This window comes from Streptomyces sp. NPDC020884 (assembly GCF_044333935.1).
Taxonomy (GTDB): Bacteria; Actinomycetota; Actinomycetes; order Streptomycetales; family Streptomycetaceae; genus Streptomyces.
In genome coordinates, this window is the sequence record NZ_JBIRRY010000001.1 from 1169819 (window position 1) to 1193189 (window position 23371).

Sequence of the window (23371 nt, forward strand, 5' to 3'; positions counted from 1 at the left end):
ACTCTGCCTCCATGACCGAGACCACCATCCCGCTGCTCCCCTGCCGGACCTCGCTGATCGAGGCCGCGGTCGGCTTCTACACCGCCCTGGGCTTCGAGACGACGTACCTGCAGAAGAGCCCGTACGCGTACGCAGTCGTCGAGCGGGGATCGGTCGAGCTCCAGCTGTACGGCATGAAGGACTACGACCCGGCGGCCTCCCACTCCGGCTGCTACGTCCTCACCGACGACGTGGACCGTCTGCACACGGCGTTCCGGGCGGGCCTCAAGGCGGCCTACGGACGCATCCCGACGCGGGGGCTGCCGCGCATCGGCCCGCTCAAGGACATGTCCTACGGGGTACGGCAGTTCCTCATGACCGACCCGACCGGCAACACGATCCGGATCGGGCAGCCGGTCAGCGAGGACCCGAGCCACCGCCCGGCCCCGAAGGAGACGTTCGCCCGCGCCCTGCACCTGGCGGACCTCTTCGCGGACTCCAAAGAGGACCTGCCGGGCGCGGCGAAGATCATCGACCGGGCGCTGGGGCGCACGGACGAACACCCGACGCCGGTGCAGAAGCTGCGGCTGCTCGTCCTGCGCGGGGACATCGCCCAGCGCACCGGGGACGCGGAGCGCGCGGCGGAGCTGCTGGAGGAGGCTGCGGCGGTCCGGCTCGGGCCCGGGGAGGGGGAAGCCGCCGCCGACGCGCTGGCCAGACTCGCGGACCTGCGGGGCTGACCACCCGCGTCCGGCCACCCGCGTCAGACCGGACGCGGCAATGGTGCTCGGCCCGCCGGGCGGGCGTGGCGGGCGGGACCGGCGTGGCGGGCGGGCTCCTCCCCCTTTCTCTCCCCCTCCCCCTACTCCGGTAGCACCTCCCTTTTGGCTCCCCGGTGTGACGCCCGGAGCCCGGCCGTCCCCGCACGCTGCACCTCGTCGGTGCGAGCGGATCGCGAGAGGGCGGAACGGAATATGAGGCCAGGCGGCAAGCGGCACACGGCGGACGACCGGCAAGGGAGCCCGGCCGGCGCACCCGGTCTCGCCGTCGAACTGCGCGGGGTCCGGCGGCAGTACGGGCGCGGTGCGGGTGCCGTGCACGCCCTCGCGGGTGTCGACCTCGCCCTGCCGCGCGGTACGTTCACCGCGGTCATGGGCCCGTCCGGGTCCGGCAAGTCGACCTTTCTCCAGTGCGCCGCCGGGCTCGACCGGCCGTCGGCGGGTTCCGTGCGGCTCGGCGGCACGGAGATCACCGGGATGAACGAGAACCAGCTCACCGAGCTGCGCCGCAGCCGCCTCGGGTTCGTCTTCCAGGCGTTCAACCTGCTGCCCTCGCTGACCGTGGAGCAGAACGTCCTGCTGCCCCTGCGCCTCGCCGGGAAGCGCCAGCACCGCCGCCGGGCGGCCGCGGTGCTCGCGCAGGTCGGGCTGGCCGACAAGGCGCGACGACGGCCCGGCGAGCTGTCCGGCGGTCAGCAGCAGCGGGTGGCCGTGGCGCGGGCCCTGGTGACCGGCCCCGACGTGGTGTTCGCGGACGAGCCCACCGGGGCCCTGGACACCGGCACCGCCGCCGAGGTTCTCGGACTGCTCCGGCACGCCGTCGACACCGCCGGGGCCACCGTCGTCATGGTGACCCACGACCCGGCAGCGGCCGCCTGGGCCGACCGGGTGCTGTTCCTCGCGGACGGCTTGTTCGCCGGTGGTCTGGAGCGCGGTTCGGCCGAGCGGATCGCGGAGCACATGCGGGTGCTCACCGCTCGTACCGCCGGTGCGGGCGCGATGACCGGTGCGGCGGCATGATGCGCCCCAACGGGCTCGCCCGCGCGGCCGTCCGCTTCAAGCCCGCCTCCTTCGCGGGGACCTTCGTGGCGCTGATGATGTCCGCGCTGATCGTCACGGCCTGCGGGATCCTGCTGGAGACCGGGCTGCGCGCGTCGGTGCCGCCGGAGCGGTATGCGGGCGCGCCGGTCATCGCGGCGGCCGACCAATCCGAGTACGTCGTCACGGGCAGCGGAGAGGACCGGGAGGAGGAGGCGGTCCCGCTGCCGGACACCGCACGGGTGGACGTCGGTCTCGCGGCGAGGGCCGCCGAGGCGCGGGGAGTGGCCGCCGCCGTCCCGGACTTCACCTTTCCGGTACGGGCGGCGGACGGAGAGGCCGGCTCGGGCGTCCGTGAGCTGCCCGTGGCCGGGGGCGCGCTCACCGGGCACGGCTGGGGCTCGCACGCGTTCACCGGTACGGCGCTGACCGTCGGCTCCGCGCCCCGGTCCGGCGAGGTCGTCCTCGACGCGGGCACGGTCCGCGCGGCGGACGTGGCCGTCGGCGACACCGTCGCGCTGGACACCGCCGCCGGGCAGCGGGACTTCCGCGTCGCGGGCGTCGCGGCGGCGGGAGCCGCGGAGAACGCCCGGAGCGCCGGTGCCGCAGCGCCGCTCGCCTGGTTCTCCGACGCCGAGGCCGCCGCGCTGGCCGGGCATCCGGGCGCAGCGGACGCCATCGCCGTCCTGGCGGAGCCCGGCACCGGTGCCGACGCCCTCGCCGCCTCCGTCGAGCAGGCCCTGGCCGGCTCCGGCGCGAAGGTGCGCACCGGCGACGACCGGGGCGCCGTCGAGGACCCGGGCCTCGGCTACGCCAAGGAGACGCTCTTCGGGCTCGGCGGCTCCTTCGGCGGCATCGCCACCATCGTCGCGGTCTTCACCGCGGCCGGGACGGTGGCCCTGTCCGTCTCCCAGCGGGGCCGCGAGTTCGCGCTGCTGCGCGCCGTGGGAGCCACCCCGCGCCAGATCCGGCGCGCGGTCGCCGCCGAGGCGCTGCTCGTCGCACCGCTCGCCGGGCTGCTCGGCACGCTGCCCGGCATCGGGCTCGCGCACTGGTGGTTCGGGCAGTTGCAGGACCGGGGCGCGATCCCGGAGGCGGTCCGGGTGCACGTCTCCGGCATACCCCTCCTCGCCGCCGTCGCCGTCGGGCTGCTCACCGCGCTCGGCGCGGGCTGGGCGGCCGGGCGCAGGCCCGCGAGGATCAGGCCGGGGCAGGCGCTCAGCGAGGCGTCGGTGGAGCGGCTGCGGCCGGGCGTGATCCGCACGGTGCTGGGCATCGGGGCGCTCGTCGGCGGCGCGTTCCTCACCGGTCTCTCCGCCCGTTCGACGGGGGACGACGCGGCCGGGGCCGCCCTCGGCGTCGTCATGTGCTTCATGCTCGCCGTCGCGCTGCTCGGCCCCCTGGTGGCACGGCTGTGCGCGGGCCTCTTCGGTCTGCCGCTGCGCGGCGCGGGCCCGGCCGCCGAGCTGGCCGTGGCCAACTCCCGTACCAACGCCCGTCGTCTCGCCTCCGCGATCACCCCGATCGTGCTCGCCATGGCCTTCGCCTCCACGCTCGTCTTCATGCACACGAGCCAGCGCCATATCGCGGACGAGCAGGTGCGGGCGGGCATCACCGCGGATCATGTGGTGACGGACCCGGCCGGACTCCCGGCGGACGCGGTGGCGCGCGCCGCCCGCGCGCCGGGGGTGGAGGCGGCCGTGGGTCTGCTGAACACCCAGGTGCTCGTGCCGACCGGCTCCGGTGAGTTCGCCTCCCTCCAGGGGGCGACGACGCAGGGCGTCACCGGCTCCGGTTCCGAGCTGGCGAAGGTGCAGGACCTGGACGTACGCGAAGGAGGCCTCGACCGGATCGGCACGGGCCGGATCGCCATCGACAGGACCCTGGCGACCTCGGCGGGCGTCGGCATCGGCGACCGGCTCCCGCTCCACCTCCCCGACGGCGCGGAAGCCGCACCCGAGGTCGTCGCGGTCTACGGCCGGGGCCTCGGACTGGCCTCGGTGACCATGGACCGGGCATCCCTGGCCGGGCACGTCAGCTCGGGCTTCGACAACACCCTGCTGGTGCGCGGCGGTTCGGCGACGTCGCTCACGGCTCTGGGCGAGGTCACCGACGCCTCCGGCTTCGCCACCGAGCAGGGTCTCGACGCGCGGCTGGGCGCCTGGTCCAACAACACCATGGCCGCGGTCCTCGGCGGGTTCGCCGCCATCGCCGCGGTCAACACCCTGGTGATGACGGTCCTGGACCGCCGCCGCGAGCTGGGCACGCTGCGGCTGGTCGGCTCCACCCGGCGCCAGGTGCTGCGGATGCTCCGCTGGGAGAGCCTGCTGGTGTCCTCGGTGGGCGTGGTCCTCGGCTCCGCGATCGCCGCGGCCACGTTGATCCCGATGGTGCGCGGCATGACCGGCGACTCGCCGTACGTGCCGCCGCTGCTCTACGGCTCGTTCGCGGCCGCCGCCGGCGGTCTGGCCCTGCTCGCGGTCACGCTGCCGGCCCGCGCGGCGCTGCGGCGGTGGTCGTAGCGCGGGCGTACGGGCGGGGAGCCGGGCTCCCCGCCCGTCGTGGTGCGCGCGGCCGTCCCGGGAGTCGGCGGCATCGGCGCGTTGGCGTCGGTGTCGGCGCGTTGGCGTCGGCGCGTCGGCGTCGGCGTCGACATCGGGGGGCGACGGGGGGCGGCGTCGGCGTCGAGGGTGCGGCGACGGCACCGCCCCGCGCTCAGCCCATGCTCGCCGCGACCTCGCTGCGAAGCTGCGGCAGCTTGTCGTGCAGAACGCCCGGACAGAGGGTGTCGCCGAAGTCCTTGTGTCCGTAGATGCGGCTCGGCGCGATGGCGTACTGTCGGCAGACGTGTGCGCAGAGCGCCACCAGGACCTCCCACTGGGCCCGCGGCGGCTGTGCGCCGTCGTGGTACGCGCCCTCGTTGGCGATGCCGATGCCCTCCCCGTTCTGGCCGGAGGTGTGCGCGCCCAGGACGAAGTCGCTGCCGCCGCGCAGCGTGCTGAGGCTGCGGTGGCGGCCCTCGGTGATCCAGCCGCCGCGGCTGACGAGGAAGTGGTAGCCGGTGTCGGTCCACCCGTTCTTGTCCATGTGCAGGTCCTGGACCCAGTGGGCGTGACGGTGGGCCTGGGCGCGGGAGACGTCGGAGGTGTTGTCGCTGACCGTGTGATGCACGATGATCTTGGTCGGCCGCTTCCCCACCAGGCTCACCGGGCTCTGCGGCGAACGGGCCTTCCACTGGGACGTGCTGTCGATGTCCGGTTCGACGGCGTCGAGGGCGTGGGCCGTGCTCGGTAACGCCACGGCGGCCAGACCGCCGGCGCCGGCGAGCAGAACGTGGCGACGGGACGGCTGTGGAAGGTTCACGGCGGACTCCTGGTGTGTGGTCGTTCCGGCTGCTGAACGGAGAACGAGAGAAGCAGCGGCCGGTGGTGGCGGCGGTACGGCCGGGTGAGCCGCGGACCGCATCACCCGGCCGCCGCGGAGGCGAGGAGGCTAGGCCGTGTTGTTGGCGAGAGCCTGGAGCCGGGCCATGGTGCCGTTGAACTTGTTGCGGTCCACGTCGCCGGCGACCCCGCCGACCCGGCCGGTGGCCGTGTACTGCCAGATCGTCCAGGTGGGGAAGCCACTGGGGATGCTCGGGTTGCTGGTGCCCCAATGGGCCACCCACAGAGGCGACTTGGCGGCCATGCCGGTCCAGCCTCCGGTGCAGGAGTTCCACCAGCTGGCCGTCGTGTAGATGACGACGTCACGAGTGGTGCGGGCCTTGTAGGCGTTGTAGAAGTCGTTGATCCAGGTGCGCATCTGCGTCGTGGAGAGGCCGTAGCACGCGGCGCCGTACGGGTTGTGCTCGATGTCCAGCACGCCGGGGAGGGTCTTGCCGTCCTTGGACCACCCTCCGCCGCTGCCGGCGAAGTAGTTCGCCTGGGTCGCCCCGTTGGACAGGTTGGGGCGGGCGAAGTGGTAGGCGCCCCGGATCAGACCGGCGTTGTAGGAGCCGGTGTAGTTCGCGCTGAAACTGCTGTCCTTGTAACTCGTGCCTTCGGTGGCCTTCATGTACGCGAAGTCGATGCCCGCGGCCTTGACCGAGCCCCAGTTGATCGAACCCTGCCAGTGGGAGACGTCGATGCCCTGGACACCGCTGGTGTCCATCGGGGTGATGCCCCCGTCCGCGGCGGACGCGGGGCCCTGCTCGATGCGGGTACCGGCTCCCATCCACGCCTGCCCGGACGGGACCGGCCGTTCAGGGGCGGGCGGCGCGGCGGCGGCCGGCCCGGCTCCGGTCACGAGCAGGGTGGCGACACCGCCGAGGACGCCTGCCAGCAGGGCGCCTCTGGATCTGGCGAGTCGACGGGGCGGGAAGCTGTACGCGGACATGGCTGCCTCCGGGCACGTTGGTGGGGAGCGGGAGACATGGCATCCGATAATCGGATGCCATGAACACGTCACGAGTAACGCACGGGCAGAAGGAGGCGTAAAGGGGCCATGCGGTCTAGACCTGTGTTGTCGCCCCTCAGCTGCGAGGACGCGCCGAATCGGCGAGAATTTTCATTTCTGAAGGCCGGTGCGGCCATCGGCCGACTGCCGCGCCGACGCTCCCGGGCACCCTCGCACGACGGTGCGGCGCCTCCGGCGGACAGCGGAATGGGGCCCGGCCTCGCGGCCGGGCCCCATCTCGCTTTCCCCTCCCGTCGGGCCTTCCCGTTCCCCCCGGACCCCTCCCCGGAAGTCCCGACGCCCTGTGTGACACGGGAGGGTACGCAAAGGTTGCAGGCCTTGACGATCTCTTTACTTTTGGCCTGGCGCAGGGCTCTCAGCAGGCATGTCGCACATAGCGGTCCGCCACTTCGGCCAGGGCTTCCGCCCCGTCGCGGGCCCACAGCGCCTCGTTGAAGATCTCCACCTCGATCGGGCCGTCGAACCCGGCGGATTCCACGTGCCGGCGGAACTCGCGGAAGTCCACGCTTCCGTCGCCCAGTTGGCCCCGGCCCAGCAGGACGCCCGCCGGGAGCGGGGTGATCCAGTCGGCCAGCTGGAAGGAGTGGATACGGCCCCCGGCGCCCGCACGGGCGATCTGGGCGGGCGCTTGGTCGTCCCACCACAGGTGGTAGGTGTCGACGACCACCCCGACCTGCTCGGCCGGGAAGCGCTCCGCGAGGTCCAGGGCCTGGGCGAGGGTGGAGACCACGCAGCGGTCGGACGCGAACATCGGGTGCAGCGGTTCGATCGCCAGGCGTACGTTGCGCTCCGCCGCGTACGGGGCCAGTTCCGCCAGCGCCTCGCCCACCCGCTCGCGGGCCCCGTACAGGTCCCGGCTGCCGGGCGGGAGGCCGCCGGAGACCAGGACCAGGGTGTCGGTGGACAGGGCCGCCGCCTCGTCGATCGCCGCCCGGTTGTCGTCCAGGGAGCGGGCGCGTTCGGCGGGGTCGAGGGCGGTGAAGAAGCCGCCCCGGCACAGGCTGGTGACGGTGAGCCCGGCGTCGGACAGCAGCCGTGCCGTGCGTTCGACGCCGTACGCCTGCACCGGGGCCCGCCACAGGCCGACCCTGCCGATGCCCGCCTTGACGCAGCCCTCGGTCAGCTCGGGCAACGACCACTGCTTGAGCGTCTCCTGATTGATGCTCAGGCGGGCCAGCGGATCGCTCATCGGGTGCCTCCATGGACCGCGAGCAGTGAGCGCATGCGGTGTTCGGCGAGGTTCGGGTCGGGGAACAGGCCCAGACCGTCGGCCAGTGCGTACGCCTTCGCCAGGTGCGGCAGCGAGCGGGCCGACTGGAGTCCGCCCACCATCGTGAAGTGGTCCTGGTGGCCGGCCAGCCAGGCCAGGAACACCACACCCGTCTTGTAGAAGCGGGTCGGGGGCCGGAAGAGGTGGCGGGAGAGTTCGACCGTGGGGTCGAGGAGGGCGCGGAAGGCCTGGGCGTCCCCCGTGTCCAGCACCCGTACCGCGTGCGCCGCCAGCGGGCCCAGCGGGTCGAAGATGCCCAACAGCGCGTGGCTGAAGCCCCGTTCGTCGCCCTCGATCAGCTCCGGGTAGTTGAAGTCGTCGCCGGTGTAGCAGCGCACCCCGCTCGGCAGGCGGCGGCGGACGTCGATCTCGCGGGCCGCGTCCAGGAGCGAGATCTTGATGCCGTCGACCTTGTCCGGGTGCTCGGCGATGACCTTGAGGAAGGTGTCCGTCGCGGCGTCGAGGTCGGTGCTACCCCAGTAGCCCTCCAGGGCCGGGTCGAACATCGGGCCCAGCCAGTGCAGGATCACCGGTTCGGACGCCTGGCGCAGGAGGTGGGCGTAGGTGGCGAGGTAGTCCTCCGGGCCCTGCGCCGCGCGGGCCAGCGCGCGGGAAGCCATGAGGATCGGCTGTACGCCGTTCTCCTCGGCCAGCGCCAGCTGTTCCTCGTACGCCGCCCCGACCTCGGCCAGGGTGGGCGTACCGCTGTCCGGCAGCTGGTCGGTGCCGACGCCGCACGCGATCCTGCCGCCCACCGCCTTCGCCTCCGCCGCCGAGCGGCGGATCAGCTCGGCCGCCCCGCCCCAGTCCAGGCCCATCCCGCGCTGTGCGGTGTCCATGGCCTCCGCGACGCCCAGGCCGTGCGCCCAGAGGTGGCGGCGGAAGGCGAGCGTGGAGTCCCAGTCCACGGCCGCCGGGTCGTCCGGGCCGATGTCCGCGTACGGGTCCGCGACCACATGGGCCGCCGAGAAGACCGTACGGGAGGTGGGGGGCGCCGCTCCCGGAGCGAGGTCCAGCGGGGTGGCGCGCGGGGTGTAGGGACCCTGGGGCAGGGGGACGGCGAGCGTCACAGCGTCAGCTCCGGCACCTCGAAGCGGCGGCCCTCGGCGGACGACTTCAGGCCCAGCTCGGCCAGTTGGACGCCCCGCGCACCGGCCAGCAGGTCCCAGGTGTACGGCTCGCCCAGGGCCACATGGCGCAGGAACAGCTCCCACTGGGCCTTGAAGCCGTTGTCGAACTCCTGGTTGTCCGGGATCTCCTGCCACTGGTCGCGGAACGACTCGGTGACCGGGAGGTCCGGGTTCCAGACCGGCTTGGGGGTCGACGAGCGGTGCTGGACCCGGCAGTTGCGCAGGCCCGCGACGGCGGAGCCGTGCGTGCCGTCGACCTGGAACTCGACCAGTTCGTCGCGGTTGACCCGCACCGTCCAGGAGGAGTTGATCTGCGCGACCGCCCCGCCCGCCAGCTGGAAGATCCCGTACGCGGCGTCGTCGGCGGTCGCCTCGTACGGCTTGCCCTGCTCGTCCCAGCGCTGCGGCACATGCGTCTGGACGTGCGCCGTCACGGAGGTGACCGGGCCGAACAGCTCGTGGAGCACGTACTCCCAGTGCGGGAACATGTCGACGACGATGCCGCCACCGTCCTCGGCGCGGTAGTTCCACGAGGGGCGCTGGGCCTCCTGCCAGTCGCCCTCGAAGACCCAGTAGCCGAACTCCCCGCGCACGGAAAGGATCTCGCCGAAGAAACCGCCGTCGATCAGGCGCTTCAGCTTGCGCAGCCCCGGCAGGAAGATCTTGTCCTGGACGACGCCGTGCTTGATGCCCGCGTCCCGGGCGAGCCGGGCCAGGTCGAGGGCCCCCTCGACGTCCGTGGCGGTCGGCTTCTCGGTGTAGACGTGCTTCCCCGCCGCGATGGCCTTCTTGATCGCCTCCACCCGGGCCGAGGTGACCTGGGCGTCGAAATAGATGTCGATCGTGTCGTCCGCGAGCACCGCGTCCAGATCGGTCGACCACTCGGTCAGACCGTGGCGCTCGGCGAGTTCCTCCAGGGCCGGGGCGCGGCGGCCGACGAGCACGGGCTCGGGCCACAACACCTCGCCGTCGCCGAGATCCAGGCCCCCCTGCTCGCGGATCGCGAGGATCGAGCGCACCAGGTGCTGCCGGTGTCCCATGCGTCCCGTGACGCCGTTCATGGCGATGCGCACTGTCCTGCGTGTCACGAAGGTCCCTCCATACAGCCGTAGCAAGCGCTTTCTACCGGAGATGACGCTAGCCTGCCGACAGCGGCCGGACAAGAGGGGGCCGCACGTGACCTCACGGAGGACAGCGATGACAGTCACCCTGGCGGATGTGGCGGCCCGCGCCCGGGTGTCCCCGGCCACCGTCTCCCGCGTGCTGAACGGCAACTACCCGGTGGCGGCATCGACCCGTGAACGGGTCCTGCGCGCGGTGGACGACCTGGACTATGTGCTCAACGGGCCCGCCAGCTCGCTCGCGGCGGCCACCTCGGACCTGGTCGGCATCCTGGTCAACGACATCGCCGACCCGTTCTTCGGGATCATGGCGGGGGCGGCGCAGACGCAGATCGGCGGCCCCGGGGACGGTTCCGGGCGGGCGGGCGGCGAGAAGCTGGCCGTCATCTGCAACACCGGCGGCTCCCCGGAGCGGGAGCTCACCTATCTCACGCTCCTCCAGCGCCAGCGCGCCGCCGCCGTCGTCCTCACCGGCGGCGCGGTCGAGGACCCGGCGCACCAGGCCGCGATGTCCGCGAAGCTGGCGAAGCTCGCGGACGCGGGCACCCGGATCGTCTTCTGCGGGCGGCCCCCACTGCCCGAGGGGGACGGGCTCGTCGCCGCGCTCGCGTTCGACAACCGGGGCGGCGGCCGCCGGCTCACCGAGCACCTGATCTCCCTGGGCCACCGCAGGATCGGTTACGTCGCCGGGCCCCCGGAGCGCACCACCACCCGGCACCGCCTCGAGGGACACCGGGAGGCGCTGCGCGCCGCCGGGCTGGACGCCGCTCCGGCGGCCACGGGCGGGGAGCAGGGGCCCGGTGCCGGGGAGCCGGGGTCCGGTGACCAGGACCGGCTCACCGTGCACGGGCCCTACGACCGGCGCTCCGGCTACGAGGCCACCCTCGAACTCCTGCGCAGGGCACCGGACGTGACGGCGATCGTGGCCGCCAACGACACCGTGGCGCTGGGCGCGTGCGCGGCCGTGCGGGACCAGGGGCTGCGCATCCCCCAGGACATCTCGGTCGCGGGCTTCGACGACCTGCCGTTCTCGGTGGACGCGGTGCCGGCCCTCACCACGGTACGGCTGCCGCTCTTCGAGGCGGGCGCCCGCGCGGGGCGGCTCGCGATGGGCAAGGAGAACCCGCCGCCCGGCGGCATCGCGACCATCGCCGCCGAGCTGATGATCCGGGGGTCAACGGGCGCGCCCCGGACGTGATCCGGCCCGGCCGTCCCGCCCTCAGCCCAGCAGTCCGAGCAGCCGCCCGAGCGCGTCCGCGACGGGCTGGGCCACCGGGCCGACGGTGGCCACGATCCGGTCGAGCCGCTCCAGGGTGACCCGGCGCTCGGTCATGGCCTCGCGGCCCAGGGCGAGCACCGGCAGGGTCTCTTCGACGGCGCGGTCCTGGTCCGGGGTGAGCCGGGCCCGCAGCTCCTGGAGCTGGGCGGCCAACTCAGCCACCGCTGCGCGGAGTTCGGGATCCTGAGGGACGCCGATGTAGCCGTGGTTGATGCCGACGTTGTGGCCGCCGTGCTGGTTGAAGACAGGGCCGTTGTAGGTCGTGTGATGGGTCGGTTCGGTCACAGCTTGATCCCCGTGTTCTGGCCGCCGTGCTGGTTGAAGACGGGGCCGTTGTAGTTGTTCAACTGATGCACGTGCGCCGTGAACTCGGCCTCCGGGTGGTCGATCGCGTGGACGATGCGCCCGGCGATCACCCGCAGCTCGTCCACGCTCGGCAGGGTCGTGACCGCCCAAGAGCCGCCGGCCGTCTCCACGGCCAGGACCGGCTTCGCCGGTTCGAACAGCTCCTTGAGGAGATAGGCGACCAGACCGATCACGGCGCCGAGCAGCAGCGGCCCGCCGCTCTCGCCGGCGCTCGCGTCGCCGCCGCCCATCAGGTTGACCGCCACGAAGACGACGACCGCGAGCGCCAGCCACTTCAGGAAGCGGGCGAAGGCCGCGGCCCGGTCGGGCTTGAGCGTGAAGGCCTCGACCCGGGTCAGGTTGTGCAGCGGGAAGGCCGCCGAGCCCACCCAGAGCATCCGGCGCCTGACCGAGATCTCCAGGATGCCTCCCTGGAGCGGCGGGAACGGCGGCGGCTGCGAGGGAGGCCCGGCGGGAGGATCCGGCGGTGGCGAGGACGGCGGTCCGGAGGGTGGTGTCGGTGTCGACGGCGGCCCGAAGCTTCCCGTGGTGTCCATGTGCTCCCCCGTGCACTCGTCACTCACCCCGCACGCGCGAGAGCTTTATTAAGCAACAGCCTTGCTTCGCACGGCAGATGAGAAACAGCCAATCCTCGAGTCCGCCGACGCCCGTGGTCGACGTCTGCGGGCCGGGGGGCGAAAGATGGGGGCGACTCCCCCATGCGCCCGCACCCGCTCCCCCACCACGATGGACGCGGGCGGCCCGACCGGGGCCGACCGGAACCGGGGAGGTGCGGAGCGGTGACGGAGAAGGATCTGATCGACAGAGACACGAGCCATGGCCCCGCCCCCGCTGTCTCCGTCGAGTCCGGCGCCACCCCGCCCGCGTACTCCTCCCCCGCCCCGCCCACGTACTCCGCCCCCGCCCCGTTCGCGGGTGCGGCCGGAGAGCCGTGGTGGCTTCCCGGTGTCGTCGGGGGCGGGTCCACCGGCGAACCCGGCTGGGCGTCCTTCGCCCGGGAGGCCGTCGCATCGGCGCCGTGCGACGTGGTGGTCGCCGACCGGGAGTACCCCGGGGTCAGCGGCTTCGGGCCGGTCGTCGCACCGTTCGTCGAGGCGGCGGCGAGGCGGCTCCACGACGCGCTCACGGCAGCCGGGCCGGTGGCCGGCAGCCCTGCGCCGGGCGGACCGGTCCCGGACGGCTTCTCCCCCGTCCTGGCGGACTTCCGGCGGCAGCTGACCCGTCGGCTGTGCCGGATCGCGGCGCGCACCCTCGTGACGGAACTGCACGAGGCGCGGCGCTGGGGCCGGTTGAACGGCGACGAGGCCAAGGAGCGCTTCCGGGACTTCGTGCGGCTGACCGCCCGCCGCGACGGCCTCGCCCGGCTCGTCACCTCCTACCCCGTGCTGGCCCGCCTCCTCGCGACGGCCTGCCTGAACGCGGGGGACGCGTTCGCCGAGATGGCCGCGCGGCTCGCCGCCGACCGGCATCTGCTGGCCCCGGCGGGGGTGCTCGGCGGGAGCGCGGAGCCCGGGGCGCTCACCGGCGTCGAGGCCGGCGCGGGCGACAGCCACCGCGGGGGCCGCTCGGTGATGCTGCTGCGGTTCGCCGACGGCGCCCGACTGGTCTACAAGCCGCGCCCGCTCGCGGCGCACCGGCACTTCAACGCCCTGGCCGACTGGTTCGGTTCGCTGCCCGGCGCCCCGGAGATGCGGGTGCTGCGCGTCCTGGACCGGGGGGAGTACGGCTGGGCCGAGTTCGTCGAGGAGCGGCCCTGCGCCTCGGTGGCGGAGACCCGGCAGTTCTACCGGCGTCAGGGTGCGCTGTTGGCCCTGCTGCACACGCTGGACGGTACGGATCTGCACCACGAGAACCTGATCGCCTGCGGCCCGCACCCGGTCCTGGTCGATGTGGAGACCCTGTTCCATCCGCCGCTGGGGCCCGCCCGTTCCGCCGACCCGGCGGCCCGAGCCCTGCACGACTCGGTCCACCGGGTGGGCCTGCTGCCCCAGTTGCTCGTCGGGGACACCACCGCGCTCGACATGTCCGCCATCGGCGGGGGCGGGGCCGCGTCGTCGCCGATCGAGACCGCCGACTGGGCGGAGGCCGGAACCGACGGCATGCGGCTGGTGCGGCGGGCGGGCCGGTTCACCGAGTCCGCCAACCGGCCCCGGCTGGGCGGCGTGGCGGCCGACCCCTCCGCGTACACCGAGGCCCTGTGCGGCGGCTTCCGCGCCGGGTACACCGCGATCCACGAGCACCGGGACGAACTCCTGGGCCCCGATGGGCTGTTGCGGCTCTTCGCACGGGACGAGGTGCGTGTCGTGCCCCGGCCGACCTGGACGTACACCACGCTGCTGGACGAGTCGACCCACCCCGACCTGATGCGGGACGCCGCCGAGCGGCACCAGGTGCTGTCGCTGCTGCGCACCCCGGTCCTGGGCGTGCCCGCGCTGCCCGGCCTGGAGGACGAGGAGATCGCGGAGCTGTGGTGCGGCGACGTGCCGGTGTTCTGCACCCGGCCGGGCGGCACGGAGTTGTGGAGCGGCACCGGCCGTACGGTTGCGGGGCCGGCCCACGACCGGTCCTCGCCCGAAGCCGCCGGCCCCACCGGACTGGCGCGCGTCGAGGCGAAGGTGCGCGCGATGGACACCGTGGACCGGCAGGACCAGGAACGGATCATCCGGGCCGCCATGGTGAGCACCTCCCCGCAGCCGCCGCACCGGGCGGCCCCGGGCGGCCGGGCCCGGAGCGCGGCGACCGCACCGGAGCCCGAGCAACTGCTCTCCGCCGCACGGTCGGTGGGCGACCAGCTCGTCTCCCTCGCCTACCGGCACGAGAGCCGCACCAACTGGATCGGCCTCGAGCTGCTCGGCGAGCGCTACTGGCGGCTCACGCCGATGGCGGCGGACCTCGCGGGCGGCTACACCGGCCCCGCGCTCTTCCTGGCCCAGCTGGCCGCGCTCACCGGCGCCTCCCGGTACGCGGAGGCGGCCCGCGAGGCGCTCGCCCCGGTCCCGGGGCTGCTGGACGCGCTGCACGGGCGGGGCGACGAGCTCGGCCCGCTGGGCTCCGGCGCCTTCGCGGGCCTCGGCGGCATCGCGTACGCGCTGACCGAGGTGGGCACGCTGCTGGGCGACCGGGAGGTGCTGGACCTGGCCGGTCCGGCCGTCCGGCTGAGCTGCGCGGCGAGCGCGGCCGAGGCCGGGTACGGGGTGCGCGGCGGGGCGGCGGGCGGGCTGGTCTCGCTGCTCGCGGTGCACGGTGCCACCGGCCGCCCGGAGGCCTGGCGGGGCGCCGAACGCTGCGCCGAGCGGATCGCCGCCGCCCCGCTCCCGGACGCCGGGGGTTTCGCCGACGGGGCGGCGGGGATCGGCTGGGCGCTGCTGCGCTTCGCCGGGGCCGGGGGCGACGCCCGCCACCGGATCTCGGGACTGGAGGCCCTGCGCCGGGCGACCGCCGGAGCGACCGCCGGGCCCGCCTGGTGCGAGGGGGTGGCCGGCATCGCGCTGGCGATCGCGGACAGCGACGACGCACTGGCGGACCCGGAGCTGGCCGGCTGGCTGGCGGCCCGCGCCCGCGAGCTGGCGGACCTCGGTCCGCTCGCCGACGACAGTCTGTGCCACGGGGAGTCGGGGCTGCTCGAACTTCTCGGCCACAGCGCCCTGCCCGCCGCACGGCCGGCGTGGGTGCGCCGGGCCGGGACGCTGCTGGCCGCCGCGGACCGGGCGGGACCGCAGTGCGGGACACCCGGCCGGGTACCGCATCCGGGGCTGCTCACCGGGCTCTCGGGGATCGGACACGGGCTGCTGCGGGCGGGGTTCCCCGACCGGATCGGCTCCGCCCTGCTCCTGCGCCCCTCCCGGGCGCGCCGCCCCTCCGTTCCCGACGGCCGCCCTTCCGTTCCCGACGGCCGACCATCGTTCCTGACCACCGAAGACCGATGACCGATGACCGACGACCGGTCCTGACGAGCAGCCACCGTTCCTGACGACCAACGACCGTTCCTGATGATCACCCCACCACCAGAGGATGAGGCAGAGATGAAGCAGTTCGGCGAATCGGCCCTTCAGGCGTCCGGCGACATCGCGCACGAGGGCGCGTCCGAGCACCCGGCCGGGCGGATCTCCTTGGGGTCCACAGGAGGCCTCGGTGCGCGCAGCAGACTTCTCAGCGCCTCGGAGGGCGAGAGCGGCTACAGCCACGACCTGCCCTGGACCACCATGACCGCCCCGTGGTGACCAGATCAAGCCAACTCAGAGCCGAATAACCGGAATTGGTCCGCTGCCGTGGAGGTTGCTGCTCCAGTAACCTGCGGCCATGCGAGCCACTTCGCCGGTCATCGTCGGGCGGGACGAGGAGATCGGACTGCTGAGCAGCGCCCTGGACGCCGTACGACGGCGTTCGGGGCGCGCGCTGTTCCTCCTCGGGGAGGCCGGGATCGGCAAGTCCCGGCTGGTGGGCGAATGCGCCTACCGGGCCTACGGGCTCGGCATGCCGGTGCTGCGCGGCCGGGCCACCTCGACCGGCCTCGTCGTCCCCTTCCGTCCGCTCGCGGAGGCACTGTCCTCCCGGTTCCGGGCGGCGGGCACCCCGACCGACCCGGAGCTCGCGCCCTACCATCCGGCGCTGGCCCGGCTGGTCCCGGAGTGGCGCAGGGACGGGTCGCCCGGCTACCCGGAGACGGTCGTGGAGCTGGCCGAGGCGCTGCTGCGGCTGCTGTCCGTGCTGGGCCGGGAGGCGGGCTGCACGATCCTGCTGGAGGATCTGCACGACTGCGACACGGAGACCGTCGCGGTCGTCGAGTACGTCATCGACAACCTGGCGGATCTGCCCATCCTGTTCCTGGGCACCCTGCGCCCGGAACCGGGCGCTGCCCTGGACCTCGTACGCTCCGCCGAGCGCCGCCACACCGCGACGGTGCGGGAGATGGGCCCGCTCCGCGACGCCCAGGTGCGGGCGCTGACGGGCGCGTGTCTGGAGGCGCGGCCCGAGGAGGTGCCCGAGGCGGTGCACCGGCGGCTGGCCGAACGCGCGGCGGGCAACCCGTACCTGCTGGAGGTGCTGCTGGCCGATCTGCTGGACACCGGCCGGCTCCGGCGGACGGACGACGGGTGGGAGGCGGCTGAGCAGCCGGACGCCGCGGTGCCCTCGGACATCGTCCGCAGCTGGGCCCGCAGGCTGGAGCGCCTGGACGAGCCGGTCCGGGACCTCTTACTGGCGTCGGCCACCCTGGGCAGCCAGTTCTCGGTGACCGTGCTCCAGACCGTCACCGGATTCGAGGACCGGGCCCTGTTCACGCACCTGCGGTCCGCGGTGGAGGCCGGCGTCATCGCCCCGGACGGCGCGGCCCCCGACCGCTACACCTTCCGGCACTCGCTCACCGCCGAGGCCCTGATCTCCTCGCTGGCGCCGGCCGAGCGCGCCTCGCTGGCCCGCCGCGCCACCGCGGCCATCGAGCACTCCGGACAGCCGCTGGACGAGGACGGGCGGCAGCTCGTGGCCTCGCTGCAACTGGCCGCGGGCAACCGGGCGGGGGCGGCCCTGCAGTTCGCGGAGGCGGGAAGACGGATGCTCGCTTCGGGAGCGCACGGCTCTGCCGTGGTGCTGCTGGAGCGGGCGCACCCGCTGGCCGCCGAGAGCGACCGGGCCGCCGTCGCCGAGTCGTTGGCGGTCGCCCGTGCCGAGGGCGGCGATCTGGACGGCGCGCTGGCGCTGGCGGACGCGCTGCCGCCGGTCCCGGCGCGTTCCGAGGCCGCCGCCCGGCGCGGCCAGATCCATGTCGAACTCGCCTGGGCGGCGGTCATGGCGGAGCGCACCGCCGACGCGGCGCTCCAGGTCGAGGCGGCCCGCGCCCTGCTCGGCGCGTCGCCGCCGCCGGGCCGCCGGGCCGCGCTGGTGGTGGTCGACGGGTATCTGGCGCTGCTTCCCGGGCACGGACAGCAGCCCCGGGACCCGGCGCAGGCCGAGCGGGCCGTGCGGGAGGCCGCGGAGACCGCCGAGGCCGAGGGGCTGCCCGTGGTGGCGTGCCAGGCCTGGCAGTTGCTGGCGCTGCTGCGGCGCGAGGAGGGCTTCGACGCCGCGGACGCCGCGCTGGAGCGGATGCTGTCGATCTCCACCGAACACGCCCTGCCGGTCTGGCGGGTGGAGGCGCTGGTGCGGCTGGGGGCGAACGCCTTCATGCGGACCGGGGACGCCTCCCGGCTGCTCTCCGCGCGGGCGGCGGCCACCGAACTGGGCGCGCTGCTGCTGACCCGTACGGTCGACGGGCTGCTCGCGATGAACGCGGTGATGTGCGCCCGGTGGGAGGAGGCGCAGGAGATCATCGACCGCTCGGCGGAGGCCAGCGCCCGGGTCGGCGACCGGTCCGCCCACCGCTATCTGCTGCTGACCGGGGCGACGATGGCCGCACACCGGGGGCGGCGGCGGGACATGGACCGGGCGCTGGCCGCGTTCCGGCGGGCCGGTGGCGAGCAGTCGCTGCTGGTGCCGCTCCGGTCGGGGCTGTGCCGGGCGTTCGGGGCTCTTCTCGAGGAGGACCGGGAGCGGGCTACGGCGGGGCTGGACGAGGCGCTGGCCTGGGAGTTGGACCACCCGAGCTACTACTACCTGAGCGGGCGGTACGGGCTGCGCCCGCTGCTGCGGGTCCTGGCGGGTGAGGCGGACCGGGCGGAGCTGGAGGAGGCGCGGGCGGCTCCCGGGGGCTGTCTCGCCTGGAACCGGCAGTTCCTGGAGCTGGCCGACGCGGTGCTGCTGGGCCGGGCCGGGGACCAGGCCGGGGCCGCCCGGCTGATGGCGTCCTTCGACGGGCGCTCCGCGCCCTTCCCGGTCGCCCGCCATCTGGGCCTGCGGCTGGTCGCGGACGCGGCCCGCGCGGACGGGTGGGGCGAGCCGGTGGCGTGGCTGCGGAGCGCCGAGGAGTTCTTCTACGGGGCGGGGGTGCAGCCGGTCGCCTCCGCGTGCCGGGCGGCGCTGCGGCAGGCCGGGGCGAGCGTGGGCCAGCACCGGGGCGGCTGGGACCGGATTCCCTCGCCGCTGCGGACCAGCGGGGTGACCCCGCGCGAGTACGAGGTGTTCGTCCTGCTGCCCGAGCGGCCCGGGAACCAGCAGATCGCCCGGCGGCTGTCCATCTCGCCGCGCACGGTGGAGAAGCACATGGCCAGTCTGCTGAGCAAGACCGGGCGCGCGGACCGGGCGGCGCTGTGCGAGTTCGCCACCGAGTGCGCTGTCGAACCGGCCTGAGGCCTCCGGCCCGCACCGGGCGGTGGCGGCCCCTCCATGGGGGCCGGTGCGGGCAACATGGGGGCGTGGGGCGGTTTCGGTCGGGTGCCGGGGCGGAAAATGCGGGCGGGGCCCCGATGTGCGGGGGTCGGCGCCCCAGCAGGATCGGGGCGTGCGTACGGCCCAATCCGCCGCCCGTCCCCGTTCCCGGAGGCCCGCTGATGACCCGACCTCCCGCCCGTGCCGGTTCCGCAGGTGCGGTGTACTTCTCCCTGCTCGGCCCGCTCACGGCCCGGCTGGACGGCCGTGCGCTGCCGCTCGGCCCGCGCAAGCAGCGCCTGGTCCTCGCCACCCTGCTCTCCCGTCCCAACACCCCGGTCCCGGTCGATGTGCTGACCGACGCGGTGTGGCCGGACGATCCGCCCCGGACCGCCCGGAAGAACCTCCAGGTCTACGTCAGTGCCACCCGCGCCCTCCTGGGACCGGCCGGGGACGGGGACCGGGTGGTGCACGGCTGCGGGGGCTATCTCCTGCGGATCGCCGAGGGCGAGCTGGACACCCTGCGCTTCGGGGCGCTGGCCCGTGCGGGGCGCGCGGAGGCCGGAAGGGGCGATCCGCGGTCCGCCGCCCGGCTGTTGCGGGAGGCCCTGGACCTGTGGGAGGGACCGCCGCTGAACGATCTGCGGGACTCCGCCGGGGTCGCCGAGGAGGCGGACCGGCTGGAGGCCCGCTGTCTGACGGTGTACGAGGACTGGGCGGAGACCGAGATCGAGCTGGGCCGGGGGGCCGTCGCGGTGGACGGGCTGCGGGATCTGGTGGAGCGCCATCCCCTGCGAGAGCGGCTCCGGGCCGCCTGGATGAACTCCCTGCACCAGTCGGGCCGGCAGGCCGAGGCGCTGGCGGTGTACGACGACTACCGGCAGCTGATGGCGCGGGAGCTGGGCCTGGAGCCGAGCCCGGCGATGGTGGCGCTGTACCGCTCGATGCTCGGCCGGGGGCGCGAGGCGCGGCGGCCCGCCGCCGCCCGGGAGGCGGTGAGCGCGGTGGCGCTGCCCGCCTGTACCGGGGCCTTCACCGGCCGCCGCGACGAACTGCGTGATCTGCTCGATGTGCTGGGCGGCGGCGACGAGCGCGTGGTGGTCGTCTCGGGTCCGGCCGGGGCGGGGAAGTCGGCGCTGGCGGTCCGGGCGGCGCATCTGCTCGCCGACCGGTTCCCGGACGGCCGCGTCCATGTCCGGGTGCGCCGGGAGGACGGTACGGCGCGCGGCCGGGCGGAGGTCCTGGCGGAGCTGGGGCGGTTGTGCGGGGTGGCGGCGGGGAACGCCGCCCGTCCGGAGGGCGGGCAGCCGGACGATCACGCGGCGACGGCCGCCCTCGCGGACGCCTGGCAGGAGTGGCAGGCCCGGCACCGGGCCCTGGTCGTCCTGGACGACGTACCGGACGAGGCGTCCGTCCGGGGCCTGCTGCCCCGGTCGGGGAAGTGCTCCGTACTGATCACCGCCCGGGGGCAGTTGGCCGGGCTCGCCCCGGTGCACCGGATCGCGCTGCCCGCGCTGGCGGACGGCGAGGCCCTGGAGCTGCTGGGGAAGCTGATCGGGGCCGGGCGGCTGCGGACCGACCCGGGGGCGGCGTTGCGGATCGTCCGGGCCTGCGGGACGCTGCCGCTCGCGGTGGAGGTGAGCGGGATGCGGCTGGCGGTCCTGCGGCATCTCCCGCTGGCGGAGTACGCGGCCCGGCTCGACGACCCGTCGGCCGCGCTGGACGAGCTGGTCGCCGGGGACATCTCCGTACGGCAGCGGATCGCGTCCGGCTGGCGGGATCTGACCGACGGCGACCAGGGGGTCCTGGGGCGGCTGGCCGGGCTCGCCGAGGACGGGGGCTTCACCCTGGACCGGGCCACGGCGGCGCTGGGCTGCGGGGAGCGGGCGGCGATCCGGGCCGTCGAGTCGCTGATCGACGCCGGTGCGGTGACCTCCCCGGCGGGTGAGGTCACCGCGCACGCCGCGCTGTACGAGGTGCCGCGGCTGCTCGGCCTGTACGCCCGCGAGCGGGAGACGCCCGCGCACAGCGGCGTACCGGTCGGCATCGGCGTACCGGTCGCGGCGGCACCCGCACGGCCGTGACGGCCGGTCCGCTCAGCCCGGTCAGCCCAGGGTGAGCAGCTTCAGCAGATCGGGCCGCCGGTCGTCGGCGGAGGCCCCGTAGGAGGGGCCGTCGGCCTCCGCCCCGGCCAGGAAGTGCAGGGCCAGCAGCAGCCCGGCCGCGCCGGTGGCCAGGTCGGCGGAGCAGCGCCGCAGCCCCGCGCCGGGCACCAGCAGCCGGTCCTCGTCGGCGATCAGGTGCCAGGACAGGTTGCGTACGGAGGCCAGGACGCCGGGTCCGGCGGGGCCCCGCTCCAACTGGCGGGCGGTGGCGACGAGTCCGGCCCGGCCGGTGAACAGCCCCGGCTCCCGGACGAACTCGTTGGTGCAGCCCTTGTGCACGCCGGGCAGCAGACCGGCCAGCGCGGGCGCCTCGTGCCGGGCCAGATAGGCGTGGGCGACCAGCGCGAAGCCCCCGCTGCCCTGGTCGAGGTAGAGCAGGTGCCGGCGGCCGTCCTTGACCTGGACGGTGCCGTCGGGCATCGCGACGCAGTGGCCGGAGTCCCGGTACAGGGCGGTGCGGGCGGCGCGCAGCAGCCACTCCTCGCCGGTGAGCGCGTGCAGTTCGAGGTGCAGCAGGGCGACGCCGCTCAGCCCGCGCAGGAGCCCCGCGGAGGGCGGGGCGGACAGACCGCCGCCCGCCACCGCCTCGCCCCGGACCAGGCAGTCCAGATCCCAGGCGGTGCGCAGGGCCGTGTCCAGCAGCTCCGGGTCCGGGGCGGACGTGCCGGCCGTGGCCAGCCGGAGGGCGGCCAGGGCCGTGCCCGCGCGGCCGGTCAGGAGGTCGGCGGAGGCGGCGGGGCGCCCGGCGGCGGTGGCCCGCGCGAACAGCTCCCGCGCGTCGTCCGGGCGGCCGAGCAGGGCCAGCACGGCCGCGGTGCCCGGCAGTCCGTCGAACAGGCCGCCGGGCGCCGCGGGGTCGCGGCGGCGGGCGGCGTCGACGAGCCAGTCGGTCCAGGCGTCCGGGACGGGGGCCCCGATGCGGTGGAGGGCGTACAGGACACCGGCGGCTCCGTGCGCCAGGTCGCTGCCGCCGGTGGCGAAGGACTTGGGGTCGCCGGGAAAGAGCCGGTCGCGGCGCTCGGGCGTCGCGCCCGCGTGGAGTCCGGCGAGCAGCCGGGTGCGCAGGCCCGCCCAGTCGGGGGTGGGGCCGTCGAGGAGGGCCGCGATCTCGCCCTCCCGGCCGTCCTCCACGGTCGCCAGGGCGGCCGGGCGGCGGGGACCCGCGTCCGCCGCCAGGCCGTACCTGCGGCGCGCCCAGCGTTCCAGGGTCAGGGCCTTGGCCCGGTCGTGCCCGGCCATCTCCATGAGGGGCATCAGCATGGAGAGCCAGGTCGCCCAGAGCGCGTAGGCGTCGGCCTCGGCGCCGCGGATGCCGGCGGGCGCCTGGAGGCCCGGCGCGCCCGCCAGCGGGGTGTCCTCGTCGTCGAGGCCGGTGGCGTACTCGAAGTCGATGAGGGCCACGCGGCCGTCGGGGCGGACGATGATGTTGTTGGGATGCAGGTCGCCGAAGCGCAGGCCGCGCCCGTGGACGGCCGCGAGCGCCCGGCCGAGCTGTTCGGTCACGGAGTCCACCCACGCGGTGTACGGGGCGAGTTCGGCGACCGTGCCCGCCCCGCGGACGAGGGCGAAGCGGGCGACGATCTCCTCCAGGAGGGTGGCCCCCTCGATGTGCTCCTCGATCAGGAAGTGGTGCTCCCACACGGTCGTGACCCCGTGCACCGTCGGTACACAGTCCAGTCCGGCCAGCGCGGTCAGCGCCCGGTGCTCGCGGTGCAGCCGGGTCACCGCGTCGTCGCCTGCCCCGTCGAGCCCGCAGTGCGGCCGGGCCTCGCGGAGCACCACCTGCCGGCCGGTCTCCCGGTGCCGGGCCAGGTAGATGCCGCCCGCGTTGGAGAACTGGAGGGCCTCGGTGACGGTGTAGGGGAAGGCGGCGTCCCCGGCGGCCGCACGGGCGGCCAGGTGCGGGCGCAGCGCCCCGGGGACGGTGACCCACGGCGGCACCCGGAACACCACCCCGCGCTCGTCGGGCACCAGTTCGCCCGAGGGGTGGCGCAGGGCGGGGACCCGTTCGCCGTTCGCGTCCCGGCACCAACGGGCGGTGAACGCCCCGTACCGGACGTGCACCGGGGTGTCGCCGATCCGGAGGTCGCTGAGGATGTACGGGCCGCGCCGCCCGGCGAGGACCCGGGTCAGCTCGTCCAGCACCCGCAGGAAGACGGTCTCGTCCGGCGGGTAGAGCGTGAGGAACTTCCCCGCGCCGGAGCGGGACATGTACTTGCCGGACATCAGCAGGAGCGCCTGCTCGCTGCGCAGGAACTTGAACGGCACACCGTGGGCGAGGCAGACGCGGGTGGTGTCGCGCAGCGTCGCCTCCGCCTCCTCGGGGACGGTGGAGACATGGATCTTCCAGCCCTGTGCGGCCGGTTCACCGTGTTCGGGCAGCATCGAGGTCCACAGGCCGCCCGGGGTCCGGCGCCAGCCCTCGGGGGGCGGGGCGGAGTCCAGCGGGTAGCGGGTCCCCTCGTCCCGGAGCCGGGCCGGGGTGTCGTAGTACGTACGGTCGGCGAGGCAGTAGAGCTGGGTCTGCTGCGGTCCGGGCACGGCGTTCTC

16 protein-coding genes are annotated in these 23371 nt (G+C 74.8%); 8 read left to right on the plus strand and 8 right to left on the minus strand.

Going from position 1 to position 23371, the window contains the following annotated elements:
• Positions 1–11 precede the first annotated feature (11 nt).
• The 3 genes from ACH4UK_RS05325 to ACH4UK_RS05335 all read left to right on the plus strand — a co-directional run bounded on the left by ACH4UK_RS05325 (position 12) and on the right by ACH4UK_RS05335 (position 4318).
• Complete coding sequence (locus ACH4UK_RS05325; RefSeq protein WP_398354625.1) at positions 12–719, plus strand: bleomycin resistance protein; 708 nt, start codon at positions 12–14, stop codon at positions 717–719.
• 234 nt (positions 720–953) lie between these two features.
• A complete protein-coding gene (locus ACH4UK_RS05330) occupies positions 954–1778 on the plus strand; it encodes an ABC transporter ATP-binding protein (protein ID WP_398354626.1) in 825 nt (274 codons plus the stop codon).
• Positions 1775–4318 carry an FtsX-like permease family protein gene (locus ACH4UK_RS05335; RefSeq protein WP_398354627.1) on the plus strand — a complete coding sequence of 848 codons (2544 nt, stop codon included), beginning with the start codon at positions 1775–1777 and terminating at the stop codon, positions 4316–4318. Before ACH4UK_RS05330 ends, ACH4UK_RS05335 begins: the two co-directional genes overlap by 4 nt.
• A 193-nt stretch (positions 4319–4511) precedes the next feature.
• Here the strand turns inward: ACH4UK_RS05335 and ACH4UK_RS05340 are convergent, their stop codons facing one another.
• From ACH4UK_RS05340 to ACH4UK_RS05360, 5 genes are all read right to left on the minus strand, one after another.
• Positions 4512–5159 carry a peptidoglycan recognition family protein gene (locus ACH4UK_RS05340; protein ID WP_398354628.1) on the minus strand — a complete coding sequence of 216 codons (648 nt, stop codon included), beginning with the start codon at positions 5157–5159 and terminating at the stop codon, positions 4512–4514.
• 129 nt (positions 5160–5288) lie between these two features.
• Complete coding sequence (locus ACH4UK_RS05345; RefSeq protein WP_398354629.1) at positions 5289–6170, minus strand: lysozyme; 882 nt, start codon at positions 6168–6170, stop codon at positions 5289–5291.
• A gap of 436 nt (positions 6171–6606) precedes the next feature.
• Positions 6607–7440, minus strand: coding sequence for a sugar phosphate isomerase/epimerase family protein (locus tag ACH4UK_RS05350; RefSeq protein WP_398354630.1), 834 nt, complete (start codon positions 7438–7440; stop codon positions 6607–6609).
• A complete protein-coding gene (locus ACH4UK_RS05355) occupies positions 7437–8591 on the minus strand; it encodes a dihydrodipicolinate synthase family protein (RefSeq protein ID WP_398354631.1) in 1155 nt (384 codons plus the stop codon). Before ACH4UK_RS05355 ends, ACH4UK_RS05350 begins: the two co-directional genes overlap by 4 nt.
• A complete protein-coding gene (locus ACH4UK_RS05360) occupies positions 8588–9739 on the minus strand; it encodes a Gfo/Idh/MocA family protein (RefSeq protein WP_398354632.1) in 1152 nt (383 codons plus the stop codon). The genes ACH4UK_RS05355 and ACH4UK_RS05360 overlap by 4 nt, the downstream gene beginning before the upstream one ends.
• A gap of 109 nt (positions 9740–9848) precedes the next feature.
• Between ACH4UK_RS05360 and ACH4UK_RS05365 the strand changes: the two genes are divergently transcribed.
• Positions 9849–10970: a LacI family DNA-binding transcriptional regulator gene (locus tag ACH4UK_RS05365; protein ID WP_398354633.1), complete on the plus strand. Its 1122-nt coding sequence runs from the start codon at positions 9849–9851 to the stop codon at positions 10968–10970.
• Between the two features lie 21 nt (positions 10971–10991).
• Here ACH4UK_RS05365 and ACH4UK_RS05370 read toward each other — a convergent pair whose 3' ends face one another.
• Positions 10992–11336: a hypothetical protein gene (locus ACH4UK_RS05370; RefSeq protein WP_398354634.1), complete on the minus strand. Its 345-nt coding sequence runs from the start codon at positions 11334–11336 to the stop codon at positions 10992–10994.
• On the minus strand, positions 11333–11953 hold the full coding sequence (locus tag ACH4UK_RS05375) for a DUF6232 family protein (protein ID WP_398354635.1): 621 nt from the start codon (positions 11951–11953) through the stop codon (positions 11333–11335). Before ACH4UK_RS05375 ends, ACH4UK_RS05370 begins: the two co-directional genes overlap by 4 nt.
• Before the next feature lie 243 nt (positions 11954–12196).
• On the opposite strand from ACH4UK_RS05375, the gene ACH4UK_RS05380 reads away from it, so the two are divergent.
• The 4 genes from ACH4UK_RS05380 (at position 12197) to ACH4UK_RS05395 (ending at position 20740) form a co-directional block, all read left to right on the plus strand.
• Positions 12197–15343, plus strand: coding sequence for a type 2 lanthipeptide synthetase LanM family protein (locus tag ACH4UK_RS05380; protein WP_398354636.1), 3147 nt, complete (start codon positions 12197–12199; stop codon positions 15341–15343).
• Between the two features lie 96 nt (positions 15344–15439).
• Positions 15440–15637 (plus strand): hypothetical protein, encoded by a 198-nt coding sequence (locus ACH4UK_RS05385; RefSeq protein WP_398354637.1) that lies wholly within the window; start codon positions 15440–15442, stop codon positions 15635–15637.
• Between the two features lie 79 nt (positions 15638–15716).
• Complete coding sequence (locus tag ACH4UK_RS05390) at positions 15717–18638, plus strand: AAA family ATPase (protein WP_398354638.1); 2922 nt, start codon at positions 15717–15719, stop codon at positions 18636–18638.
• Positions 18639–18838: 200 nt separating this feature from the next.
• On the plus strand, positions 18839–20740 hold the full coding sequence (locus ACH4UK_RS05395) for a BTAD domain-containing putative transcriptional regulator (RefSeq protein ID WP_398354639.1): 1902 nt from the start codon (positions 18839–18841) through the stop codon (positions 20738–20740).
• Between the two features lie 21 nt (positions 20741–20761).
• Here the strand turns inward: ACH4UK_RS05395 and lanKC are convergent, their stop codons facing one another.
• Positions 20762–23362 (minus strand): class III lanthionine synthetase LanKC, encoded by a 2601-nt coding sequence (gene lanKC / locus ACH4UK_RS05400; RefSeq protein ID WP_398354640.1) that lies wholly within the window; start codon positions 23360–23362, stop codon positions 20762–20764.
• Positions 23363–23371: the final 9 nt, after the last annotated feature.